General features: G+C 42.5%; 7 protein-coding genes. 3 read left to right on the top strand and 4 right to left on the bottom strand.

What is annotated here, in order from left to right; translation table 11 throughout:
• Together GBN19_RS12950 and GBN19_RS12945 are read left to right on the top strand one after the other, a co-directional pair.
• A partial coding sequence (locus GBN19_RS12950; RefSeq protein ID WP_228271271.1) for a YadA-like family protein occupies positions 1-2,522 on the top strand: 2,522 nt, incomplete at its 5' end.
• Between the two features lie 66 nt (positions 2,523-2,588).
• A complete protein-coding gene (locus tag GBN19_RS12945) occupies positions 2,589-3,362 on the top strand; it encodes an OmpA family protein (RefSeq protein ID WP_151778422.1) in 774 nt (257 codons plus the stop codon).
• Positions 3,363-3,896: 534 nt separating this feature from the next.
• Here the strand turns inward: GBN19_RS12945 and pta are convergent.
• The 4 genes from pta to nagZ all read right to left on the bottom strand — a co-directional run bounded on the left by pta (position 3,897) and on the right by nagZ (position 9,956).
• Positions 3,897-6,062: a phosphate acetyltransferase gene (gene pta, locus GBN19_RS12940; RefSeq protein WP_151778421.1), complete on the bottom strand. Its 2,166-nt coding sequence runs from the start codon at positions 6,060-6,062 to the stop codon at positions 3,897-3,899.
• A 27-nt stretch (positions 6,063-6,089) separates the two neighbouring features.
• Positions 6,090-7,292, bottom strand: coding sequence for an acetate/propionate family kinase (locus GBN19_RS12935; protein WP_151710155.1), 1,203 nt, complete (start codon positions 7,290-7,292; stop codon positions 6,090-6,092).
• A gap of 279 nt (positions 7,293-7,571) precedes the next feature.
• A complete protein-coding gene (locus GBN19_RS12930) occupies positions 7,572-8,837 on the bottom strand; it encodes a glutamate-5-semialdehyde dehydrogenase (RefSeq protein ID WP_151778420.1) in 1,266 nt (421 codons plus the stop codon).
• 90 nt (positions 8,838-8,927) lie between these two features.
• A complete protein-coding gene (gene nagZ, locus GBN19_RS12925) occupies positions 8,928-9,956 on the bottom strand; it encodes a beta-N-acetylhexosaminidase (RefSeq protein WP_151778419.1) in 1,029 nt (342 codons plus the stop codon).
• 195 nt (positions 9,957-10,151) lie between these two features.
• On the opposite strand from nagZ, the gene GBN19_RS12920 reads away from it, so the two are divergent.
• Positions 10,152-12,341 (top strand): carboxy terminal-processing peptidase, encoded by a 2,190-nt coding sequence (locus GBN19_RS12920; protein WP_151778418.1) that lies wholly within the window; start codon positions 10,152-10,154, stop codon positions 12,339-12,341.
• Positions 12,342-12,730 lie beyond the last annotated feature (389 nt).

The following is a 12,730-nucleotide window of genomic DNA, read 5'->3' as shown; positions in this document are numbered from 1 at the left end:
ACAGCGCAACCAAAGCCAAGAGCACAGTCAGCCAAGGTGACAACATCGTGGTGACCAGCAGCAGCAATGCCGATGGCAGCACCAACTACCAAGTTGCGACAGCCAAAGACTTGACTGTGGACAGCGTGACCGCAGGCAACAGCGTATTGAACACCGCAGGTCTTGCGATCAATGATGGCACAGGCAACATCACCAACGTGACTGCGACAGGCACCAACGTCACTGACGGTAGCAATACTACCAACTATGGTGCAGATGGCTTTGCGATTGCAGGCGGACCAAGCGTTAGCTCAACTGGCATTAATGCAGGCAATACGAAGATTACTAATCTCGCAGCAGGTACAAGTGATTCTGATGCTGTGAATGTTTCTCAGATTAATAAACTATTGGGTATTGATATTAATAATGCTGGTGGAACAGGTGGATCTTCTTCGGGTTATAAAATTGATGGCTATGATGCTGTAAATACCGAAAGTGAACAAACAGATCTAAATGGCGTTAAGGTTTCAGCATCTCAGGACAATACAACTACTCAATCTGTTTCAGCAGCTATTCAGGCGCTTAATACTGAAGTGACTAAGTTACAAGAAACGAATTTAGGTACGAAATACTTCCGTGTGAATTCAACTGAAGATGACTCACTGGCGACAGGTGAAAACAGTATTGCTATTGGTACTCAAAGTAAGGCGATTGGTAACCAATCTATTGCGATAGGTGTGGGTAATACTGTAAATGGTAATAATTCGGGGGCTATTGGTGACCCAACAACCATTAATGGTAATAACAGTTATTCTGTAGGTAATGATAATACGATTAACACCGACGATACATTTGTACTAGGTAATAACGTTACTCAAACTACAACAGGCTCTGTCGTACTTGGTGCTAATTCTGCAGCAACAACAGCAGCAGGGGAAATTGGCTATGCATCTTCTCTAGCTTCATCAGCAGATCTTGCTGCAATTAATGCAACGACTTCTACGACTGGTGCGGTAGCAGTAGGTGATGCATCAACTGGGCTTTATCGTCAAATCACTGGCGTTGCTGCAGGCACACAAGATAGTGATGCGGTCAATGTCGCGCAATTAAAAGCTGTAGATAATGCGGTATCTAGTGTTAATACTAGCTTGAATCAGGCAGGTACCTCGATTGCTAATATTTTGGGTGGAGGCTCAGTATTTAATACCGATGGCTCAATGAGTAATCCAACTTATACAGTTGCTGGTACAACACAAACAACTGTTGAAGGTGCTTTAAATGCCTTGGATCAGGCGATTACAAGTGCAACCAGTACAGCAAATGCAGGATGGACATTATCTGCAAATGGTACGACCCAACAAATTAAACCAAATAGCACGGTTAAATTTACAGGTGATCAGAATGTAAGTGTTGCGCTAGATACTTCTACGACTGGCGAGGGTAATGTTACAGTCAGTTTGAATAAAGACCTGACTGTAGATAGTGTTACAACGGGTAATACTGTTGTGAACAACACCGGTGTTTCAGTAGGAAGTAATGTTGCTGTAACAAGTGCAGGTCTTGTCATTAGTGGTGGACCAAGTGTTACAACAGCAGGTATTAATGCTGGAGGTACAACGATTACCAATGTTGCAGCGGGTGTCAACGCAACAGATGCAGTGAATAAATCACAGTTAGACGCTGTCGCAGCTTCTGCACAAGCAACTGATAACTCAGCAGTTAAATATGATGATAGTTCGACTAAATCGAGTATTAAGCTAGGTGGTGCGAATGGAACAACCATTAGTAATGTGGCAGCAGGAGCTGTTACTGCGACATCAACTGATGCTGTAAATGGTAGTCAGCTTTATAATGTTCAACAACAAGTTGACCAAAACACTACTGATATTAGTGACTTACAGCAAAGCGTTGCTAATGTCGCGAATGGTAAATCGGGTCTAGTTCAACAAGCAAGTATTACAGATACAATTACTGTTGGTAAAGATACTGGTGGTACAAGCGTGAGTGTTGCTGGTACAGATGGTAATCGTACTGTAACGGGTGTGAAAGCAGGTTCAATTACCGCAACTTCTACAGATGCAGTCAATGGTACACAGCTTTATACCTCAAACCAGAATGTTGCAACCTACTTGGGTGGTGGCTCAGTTCTTGATGCAAATGGATATGTTTCTGCACCAACATATTCGGTTGCAGGAGGGTCATACAATAATGTTGGTGATGCATTAACAGCGGTTGATACGCGTGTTGCAAATGTTGAGCAAGCATTAGAACAAGGATTTATGGCGACAAATAACCGCATCAATAAGTTAGAAGATAAATTATCTGCAGGTATTGCTGCGACAGCTGCTCTTGAAAATGCGCCATATGTACCTGGTAAGTTTACTTATGCAGCAGGTGCTTCAGCGTACAATGGTCAAAGTGCAGTAGGTGCAACTTTGCGTCGCACAGCAGACAATGGTCGTTGGTCAATGTCTGGTGGGGTTGCTGCGAGTTCACAAGGCGATCCATTATTCCGTATTGGTATCAGTGGCGTAATTGATTAATTCTAAATAATGAAGGAAGAGGAAAGTATTTTCTTCTTCCTTTTTTGATGAATAAAGGAATTTGTAATGAGAAAATATAAAATATTACTATCTGTACTTTTAGGATTAACGTCATTTTCTGCTTTAGCAGCCCAAGAGGCTGTTGTTGCTAATGATGGATTTCCTGCACTTGAAAGAAGTTACTTAAAACAAGTGAAAAGATATGACTTAAATACAGTGCGTATGGTTGATGTTGGATTAAATAAAGATCAAATTCGTGCACTTCTAGGAAACCCTCATTTTAGCGAAGGTATTTTTGTTGTGCGACAATGGAATTATATCCTTGATATTCAAATGCCTAATCATGATGACTATACACGATGCCAGTTGAAAATTGATTTTGATGATAAAGGTCTTGCAGAGAAATTAGCATGGAAGGGAGAACAATGTTCCTCTTTAAAGCAATCTTTAAATGATGTTTCAAAGCCCGAGATAAAATCGGGTGAATTGACTGCATTACTTTTCAAATTTAATAAATATCATACAGATGATATGCTGCCTGAAAGTCAGCAGAAATTAACTGAATTAGTAGATGTATTAAAATCTCAATCTGTACGTGCAGTTCAAATTATTGGTTATGCAGATGAACTTGGTACAGATGCATATAATAATAATTTATCTATTCAACGTGCTAAAGCGATTGAAAATTATCTAGTTTCTCATCAGGTAGATCCTAGTATCCTTCAAATCAGTGGTCGAGGGGCAGATCATCAGAAAAGCCAGTGTAATGTAAATAATACACGTGCATTAAAAAATTGTTTGCAACCAAATCGTCGTGTTGAAATTCATATTCAAGACTAAAACTGTGATCTTTCATTCTGATCTATTCTGCTGCTTATTTTTAGAAGAATAGAATTTAGATAATAAAGTTATTCAATCCTGAATTTAAAAAACCGAGTTAATTAACTCGGTTTTTTCTTTAGAAAGATTCGATACAATTGATTTGAGATCACTGATAGCGCCTGAAGAATATAGCTCCTTGTTACATCAGCATGGTTTCCAACTGATTCACATGCTTGCTGAAGATGTTGACTGTACTTGACATACCGTTTGGCTAGCCCAATCTATTCGGGCATAAATTATCGGGTGGTTGAGCTGAACTTGATCAATGAATTTGCAACATGATGTTGTTCTAGTAACTGCTGTGCGTCGCTTAATACAGCGATTAAATCCGCTAGCCTAGAAACAGGGATGGATAATCTACGGGCACAAAAGCTTTATCAAAAATTGGGTTTTGTGATTGAGGACGGGATTTACCATCTTCATTTGAATTGTAAATAGAAAAAAGCCACTCAAATGATGGAGTGGCTTTCCTATGTCATTTTTTGCAATGAATTATGATGCTTTCGCTGCAGCAGTTTTAGCTTCAGCTTGTTGTTCTGCCTGAATGGCAGTTAAAGCAATCGTAAACACAATGTCATCAACCAAAGCACCACGAGACAAGTCGTTTACAGGTTTATTCAAGCCTTGCAACATTGGGCCAACACTGACGACATTTGCAGAACGTTGTACTGCTTTGTAAGTGGTGTTACCTGTGTTGAGGTCAGGGAAAATAAATACATTGGCACGACCTGCAACGGGTGAATTTGGTGCTTTAGAGCGACCTACACTTTCAACCGAAGCGGCATCGTATTGTAGTGGGCCATCAATCAGCAAGTCTGGGCGACGTTGTTGAGCAATCTCAGTTGCCTGAGCCACTTTTTCAACATCTGCACCTGCACCCGATGTTCCTGTTGAATAACTGATCATGGCAATACGTGGCTCAATACCAAAAGCTTTGGCTGAGTCTGCTGACTGAATCGCGATTTCTGCTAACTGTTCTGCTGTTGGATCTGGGTTAATCGCACAGTCACCGTACACATAAACTTCGTCTGGCAACAGCATGAAGAACACAGAAGACACCAGAGAATATTCAGGTGCTGTTTTGATTAACTGGAACGCAGGGCGAACCGTATTGGCTGTGGTATGCACTGCGCCTGAAACCAAACCATCGACTTGATCGAGCGCAAGCATCATGGTGCCTAAAACAACAGTATCTTGCAGTTGTTCTTCAGCTTGAGCTGCATCAAGCTTGCCTTTACGTAATTGAACCATTGGCTCAATGTATTGCGCACGAATACTGTCAGGATCGACAATTTCAAGATCGCTCGGCAGTTCAATATTACGTGCTTTGGCAACTTCTAAAACCTGTTCTGGTTTAGCCAGCAAAATACAGTGTGCTAGACCACGAGATTGACAGATCGCTGCCGCTTCAACGGTACGTGGCTCATCACCTTCAGGAAGGACGATGCGTTTTTTCGCAGCAATCGATTTTTGAACCAATTCATAACGGAAAGCTGAAGGCGATAGACGTGGCTGAGCAGCAACCTCGCTATGCTGGCTTAACCAGTTTGGATCGATATGACTAGAAACAAAGCGAGTAACTTGCTCTGCACGTTCCAAATCATTGGTTGGAACTTCGTTGCTGAGGGTTGCCAAGCGTTGAGCAGTTTCCAAGGTATTTAGTGAGGTATGGAGTACAGGCAAGCCTTGTTGAATTGCTGTTTTACAGAATTCTAGAATCTGTGCATTGGGCGCTTCACGCTCAGTCAGAATCAGACCTGAAAGCGGCACACCATTTTGAGTGGCAAGACTTGCAGCCAAAATGACATCAATACGTTCTGAGGCACTGATAATCAGTTCGCCAGCCACAAATTTATTCAGTTCATGTTCAATGCTTGATGCGATTAGGCTGGTGTGAAGTACGCGGCGCTGCGCGGCAGTCCCTTCATTGACCCAAGTCGCATTAATGCTGCTTGCGATGTCAAGTGTACGCGGCACGCTGAGCGTATTGCTAAATGGTACGAGACCAACAATTGGCAATGCTGCTGTACCAATATGGCGATTGAACTTTTGCAGCGCTGTCGTGAATTCAGAAATTTCTTTTTCAAGGCGTAATGAAGTGTCAAGCGCCACAGGAATTTGCGCTGCATTTTCGCTTAAACCTTTAGTGCGCATGAACAAGATGCCCGCAATCCGCTTGCTTTCGAGTCCACCAAAATGACGTAAACTCGCTTCAATTTTTTCTGCGGTTTGACGTGGTTGGTTTAAATCAGCTTTGCTGACCAAAACGACTTTGGCATCGAGTGCTTTCGCAAGCTGTGCATTCAGTTCATTGGCAAAATAATCTTCTGCTGTTGCCAATAAGCCTTCAACAATAATCACTTGATGTTTTTTTGCAACTTCACGATGGAGTCGAACCGCATCTTCAAGCAACTCATCGACTTCACCAGAATTCATTGCATTTAAGATTTGCTGATGGGTAATCGATGCAGTGGCTTGAGCTTGGAAAAGCTGGGCATAGAGCGCTGCGGTACGGTTATGGTTTTGGTCTTGTTCCTGACAAAACGGTTTAACAAAACCTGCTTTAATGCCACTACAGTCCAGTGCGTAAATCATGCCGAGGCAAGCGGAGGTGAGACCTGCGCTTTCCTCGGTTGGAATAAGAAGAAGGGTATTCATAAAAACACCTGATTTTAATTTTATAGATTAAGCAATCGCTGCGTTTGCCTCACGGCTAAGCTGTTCTACGACATGCTCGGTTTCTTTCGCGATACGACCTTCCTCATCGGTTGGAATCACCCAAACTTGAGGGCCAGTACCTGTATCAATGCGTCCTTCAGTACCACGTTTTAAGGTGTTATTTTTCTCTTTGTCGAGGTTGAAACCAAAGTGCGGCAAATAGGCCATGGTTTTTTCACGGATATAGGCCGAGTTTTCACCAATACCGCCTGTGAAGAATAAACCGTCAATACGTGGTAAACCACAGCTGAGCGCTGCCAAAGATTTTGCCAAACGGTAGCAGAATACTTCAATCGCTAAAGCGGCATCTTCATTGCCTTGTTCTGAGGCCTCAATCAAGGTGCGCATGTCGTTCGACAAGTTATCGGATAAACCAAGCAAACCGCTTTCTTTGTTGAGCATCTTGTCAATTTTGAAGATGTCCCAACCCAAGTTGCTTGCCAAGAAGCTGTGAATACTTGGATCAACATCACCACTACGTGTGCCCATAACCACGCCTTCAAGTGGTGTCAGACCCATAGAAGTATCCACACTTTGGCCATTCCAAATCGCACAAGTTGAACTACCGTTACCAAGGTGAGCAGTCAGCCAACCACCTTGTTTTAAGCTGCCAGCCAGTTCTGAACCGCGTTCAGACACATACGCATGGCTTGTCCCGTGAAAACCGTAACGACGCACGTTATGGTCGGTAAATAAGAATTTAGGCACTGCGTAACGATACGCGTGTTCTGGCATGGTTTGGTGGAATGCCGTATCAAACACAGCAACTTGTGGAAGATCTGGGAACAAACGCATGGTTGCTTCGATTCCCACCAAATGTGCAGGGTTGTGTAAAGGTGCAAGCGGAGTTGCTTCACGAATACGTTGAATAATCTCTGGAGTTAATAAATGTGCTTTAGTCAATGTGCCGCCGTGTACCACGCGGTGACCAATGGCTTGTGGATTATAATGAGAAAGGCGTTCGAGCAGAGTTTCTAGCGCTTGTTCATGATTTGCGTTTGGAATCGCCAATTCAAGAGGTTGACCACCGACAGTAATTCCTTTGATACGCGCGTTTTCTGAGCCAAGATTTTCTGCTAGCCCGTAGATACGATCTTCACGGCGTTCTGATACCAATGCATATTTGATGGAAGAAGAACCGCAATTAATCACTAAAACAGATGTAGACACGTCATTATTCCCAATTTAATTGAAATCATATTCCTGTTGATGATCCGTGCTAGGAAGAACCTGACTGATCGAATACATTATTTTTAACATGGGTTATTTTTTCGTCCAAGCTAGACTTTAGCCGATACGACTTTAGAATTATTATAGTGGTTTTTATACGTAAATCTATATAGATCAAATATTTATTATAAATTTTTTATAAAAATCATCAGTATTTATTGAAAAAATATTACATTCTCAAGACAGATCAAAACGATCTTGAGAATGTGTTTGGTCTAATTATTGGCGGATTTGACCATCACCCAATACAATCCATTTCTGTGAAGTCAGTCCTTCTAGGCCTACAGGGCCACGAGTATGGATTTTATCGGTTGAGATACCGATTTCTGCACCTAAACCATATTCAAAACCATCAGCAAAACGGGTTGATGCATTCACCATGACTGAGCTTGAATCGACACGTGCAAGGAACTGACGCGCTAAGCTATAGTTTTCAGTGACAATTGCATCGGTATGGTGTGAACCATATTTGTTGATATGCGCGATGGCGTTATCCATGCTGTCCATGACTTTAATCGCAAGTACTGGTGCAAGGTACTCGGTGTACCAGTCTTCTTCGGTTGCAGCAATCACTTGCTGACCTAAAATTTTCTGGGTGTGTTCACAGCCACGCAGTTCAACTTGCTTTTCAGCATATTTGTCAGCAATTACAGGCAAGAACTGTTCGGCAACGTCTTGATGAACTAGCAGGCTCTCCATGGCATTACACACGCCATAACGGTGCGTTTTGGCATTGAAGGCAATCGCAAGCGCTTTGTCGAGATCAGCCTGTGAATCGACATAAACATGGCAGTTACCATCTAAATGTTTAATCACAGGAATCCGTGCTTCACGGCTAATCCGTTCAATCAGTCCTTTACCGCCACGTGGCACAATCACATCGACAAATTCGGTCATGGTAATCAGGTGACCGACTGCTTCGCGGTCTGAAGTTTCAACCACTTGTACAGCTGCTTCAGGTAGACCTGATTGTTGTAACCCTAGTTGAATGGCTAGTGCAATCGCTTTGTTTGATTGCAGTGCTTCAGAACCACCCCGTAAGATAATGGCATTACCTGATTTAAGGGCTAAAGAAGCAGCTTCAAGCGTCACGTTCGGGCGTGATTCATAAATCATGCCAACCACGCCTAAAGGCACACGCATTTTACCAATCTGGATGCCCGATGGACGGTAAGCTAAATCGGTAATTTCACCAATTGGGTCAGTCAGTTGAGCGACATCTTTTAGACCTTGTAACATTGCTGCAAAGCGTGCGGGGTTCAGTTCTAGACGGTCAAGCAGGGCGCTATCCAGTTGATTGGCACGACCATTTTCCATATCAATCTGGTTGGCGGCCAAAACTTCAGCTTGTTGTTGTACCAAAGCATCATGAATCGCCATGAGGGCTTGGTTTTTACTTTTCGTCGAAGCGCTGGCTAAGGTTTGCGAGGCTTGGCGAGCTTGTTGACCGACGGTCTGCATGTACTCCGCAATAGACTGTTGCATAATATTAAGATCACTTAAAAAATCATCACTGATAGTAACAGTGTTGTTTAAAAAATAAAACGCCTGATGATGCAGGCGTTTTGACGAAATTTAGACGCGAAGCGTATTGTTTTTAAAGTCTTCAATACGCTGTTTCACGTGTTGCCAGTTTTCACCAAGACTTAAATGTTCATTAATCTGAAGCATTGGAATTTGACCACGCATACGTTCCAGACGTTGCTGATTTGGTAAGGCAAAGTCTTGAATGCTTTCGAGTGCAACTGCCGCTGCGGTACGGTCATTGCAGACGAGTCCCATATCACAGCCTGCATTTAATGCTGCTTGAATACGGGCATCTGCGCCACCTGCAATACAGGCGGCTTGCATGCTTAAATCATCTGAGAAAAGTACACCGTCAAATTTGAGTTGTTGGCGTAATACATTCTGAATCCAGTGCTGAGAAAAGCCCGCAGGGTGAGCATCAACTTCAGGGTAAATCACATGAGCAGGCATCAGCGCATTTAAATCAGGCATAAGTTGAATAAAGGTTTGCATGTCTTGTGCGTAGATTTCAGCATAACTGCGTGGGTCGATTGCAGCAGCCACATGTGAATCGGCTTTGACAGAGCCGTGACCTGGGAAGTGTTTTCCTGTCGTTGCCATGCCTGCCACATGCATGCCCTGCATAAAGGCGCGCGCGAGTGGAACAATGTCTGCGATATTTTTGGCAAAAGCCCGATCACCAATCACATCGCTAATGTCATTTAAATCAAGGACAGGTGCAAAACTAAAGTCGATACCAACCGCCAAAACCTCAGTTGCCATGAGCCAGCCGCATTGCTGCGCCAGTTCAACCGCTTTATCAGGTTGTTCTTGGTAAAGTTCACCAAATCGACCCATCGCAGGAAGCAGGGTAAAGCCTTGTTTTAAACGCTGTACTCGACCACCTTCTTGATCGACTGCAATCAGGATTTCAGGACGAACACTGCGAATATGATCAGTTAAGGCACGGACTTGTTGAGGGGACTCGATATTTCGTCCAAATAGAATTAAACCGCCCACTTGAGGGTTTTTCAGTAATTCAATATCTTCTTCGGTCAGGGTGGTTCCTGCGATGTCAAGCATCAACGCGCCAATCATAAGAGCTTCCGTTACTGGGTGAATTGCAAATAGAGATTGAATTTTGCAATGATTTGCTACATTTTGTCAGCACAGAATATGATAAAACTACACGACATGGTACAAAGACTTTGATTAAGATCATGAATATTCAAGTCTAATTAAATATTATTGCCATGTAATTTTTGGTGAAATCCAAGGAAGCACGATTAATATATGAAACTTCAAACAATCGCTTGCGCAGTTGCACTGGCAACGGGTGGTCTATTTTTTACTCATGTGATTAATGATGCAACTGCTGCGACCAATGCCGAGTCTGTTGTCGCGTCGATACAACCAACTCAAGCTCAGAAATTGGTGACGCGTCAACTTGCAACCCTGATTGATCGCCAACACTATCTGAATATGCGTTTAGATGCTACGACTTCAAATCGTATTTTAGATATGTACCTCGATAGTCTAGATCCAGATCATACGATTTTCTTGGCATCCGATGTCGCATCTTATAAGCAGAAATATGGTGCGACTTTAGGCGCAGCACTTAAAGCAGGTGATTTAACAGCACCTTATGCAATTCATGCGCAATATCGTCAGCGCTTAAAAGACTTTTATGGCTACATGCTGACCGAGTTGAAAAAGCCTCAAGATTTAGAGCAAAAAAATAACTATATTGATACTGATCGAGAAAAAGCAGCATATTTTAAAACCGAACTTGAACAGCGTGAATACTGGCATAAGATGTTGGTGTCACAACTCATCAATTTGACAATAAGTAAGCAAGAAGAACAGGCTAAGCAGAAGGTGATTAAGGCTGATCCTGCATTAGCTCAAGGGCAGGATTTAAGTTCTGAGGATTTAACACCAGAACAGACTTTAACCAAACGTTATAATCGTCAGTTAGAACGGATTGGGCGTACTAAAAGTGACGATGTTCTCGATAAAATCTTGAACTCAATGACGTTGACTTACGATCCGCATAGTAATTACTTCCCCCCTGTAGATGCGATGGAACTGAATCGTCAGACGACTTTACAGCTTGAAGGCATTGGGGTATCTATTCGCCCAGAACGTGGCAATGAAGATTACACCAAAATTGAAACTATTGTGGATGGTGGGCCAGCCAGCAAGTCAGGTCAAGTCAAAGCAGGCGATCGTATTATTGGTGTTGCTCAAGGTGGCGACAAAATGGTCGATGTAATCGGCTGGTCAAGTCAGGAAATTGTGGGTCTGATTCGTGGTAAGCGTGGTACAAATGTCACATTAAAGTTACTGGGTGCAGGCGCTCCAATGAGTCAGGCACGTACAGTGACTTTGGTACGAGATGTCATTAAAGAAGATGACCAAGGCGTACAGTCTCGTGTCGTTAAATTAACCCGTGATGGTAAACAGCATACTTTTGGTGTGATTGAAATTCCATCATTTTATCTAAACTATCGCGCTCGCCGTGATGGGGCAGATTATCGCTCTGTTTCTAAAGATACCAATGATGCTTTAAAAGCACTTTCAGCGCAAAAAGTTGAAGGGATTATTATCGACCTGCGTAATAACCCAGGCGGCTCACTTGAAGAAGTATCACGGATGATTGGTCAGGTCATTAAATCAGGTCCAGTGGTGCAAATTCGTGATGGAAATGGGAACGTCAATGTCTTTGAAGACAGTGATGCAGGTCAACAAACCTATGCAGGGCCGTTAGCTGTACTGGTGAATTTAGCATCTGCTTCAGCCAGTGAAATTTATTCAGCAGCGATTCAGGATTATGGTCGCGGCATTATTATTGGAAGTACGACCACAGGAAAAGGAACGGCACAAGTGCAACTGGATTCTTTAGCCTATGGTCAGGCAACGCTGACTCAACGCAAATTTTATCGTATTACAGGTGGTAGTACCCAAAATAAAGGTGTGATTCCAGATATTAAACTGGTCGATATCTGGAATGATCAGTTTGGTGAGCGTAAGGCAAAAAATGCACTGAAGTGGGATACCATTCAGACTGCACCATTTAAGCGTGAAGGTGTAATCAAGCCATATTTACCTGATCTAGAAAAACTGTCTACTCAGCGTGTCAAGCAAGACCCACAGTTTACCTATTTGGAAACCCGTCGAGTTTTGGCCAAGAAAACAGATGATGAAAAGCGTTTAAGTTTGGATTTGGATCAACGTAAGAAAGAGTTGGATACACTTGAAAATCAAACTTTGGATGCAGAAAACTTACGTCGTCAGGAAACAGGTTTGAAGCCATACGCCAATTGGAGTAGTTATCAGGCATCTTTAGATGCGCTCAGCGAAACACGCGCAAAAATGAAAGCAAATGCTCGTCCTGCACTACCAGAAGATGAGGCATTTGTGACCGAAGCTGCAAATGTCTTGCTTGATTATGCAAAGTTGCAACATCAAGCACAACATTGATCTAGATATACATTGAGTTAAACAAGCCCAGTTACGACTGGGTTTTTTTAAACTCAATGATATTGTTAAATCACTTTTAATTTGTATTCAGAAAACACGAATTTTTTTGATTTATTTCACAATAAATGGGCTAAAACGTGTCTTTTTTAACAAAAAAGTATTAGTATAAAGACATGTGTTTTATCTAGAAATAGATAATGACATGTTATTCCCAAGATTTAAGCTTAGTTTTTCTTAATAATTAAAAGTATTCGTATTTTTGGGCTTTGTTGCACAAACCTATCTGTAAAGGCTTTTTCAGCGATATAATTTTCAAATGAAGAAGCCTACACACAAAATCTACCGTACAACCAATTGGCCCGCATATAACCGAGCACTCATGAGTCGCG

The organism is Acinetobacter brisouii, assembly GCF_008993995.1.
In the GTDB taxonomy this organism is placed as follows: Bacteria; Pseudomonadota; Gammaproteobacteria; order Pseudomonadales; family Moraxellaceae; genus Acinetobacter; species Acinetobacter brisouii_A.
This window is presented reverse-complemented; position numbering and strand designations above follow the sequence as displayed.

Excerpts from the sequence above, each read along its gene's own strand:
- GBN19_RS12920 (WP_151778418.1), top strand. The coding sequence starts at position 10,152 with ATGAAACTTCAAACAATCGCTTGCGCAGTTGCACTGGCAACGGGTGGT.
- GBN19_RS12930 (WP_151778420.1), bottom strand. The coding sequence starts at position 8,837 with ATGCAACAGTCTATTGCGGAGTACATGCAGACCGTCGGTCAACAAGCT.
- GBN19_RS12945 (WP_151778422.1), top strand. The coding sequence starts at position 2,589 with ATGAGAAAATATAAAATATTACTATCTGTACTTTTAGGATTAACGTCA.
- nagZ (WP_151778419.1), bottom strand. The coding sequence starts at position 9,956 with ATGATTGGCGCGTTGATGCTTGACATCGCAGGAACCACCCTGACCGAA.
- pta (WP_151778421.1), bottom strand. The coding sequence starts at position 6,062 with ATGAATACCCTTCTTCTTATTCCAACCGAGGAAAGCGCAGGTCTCACC.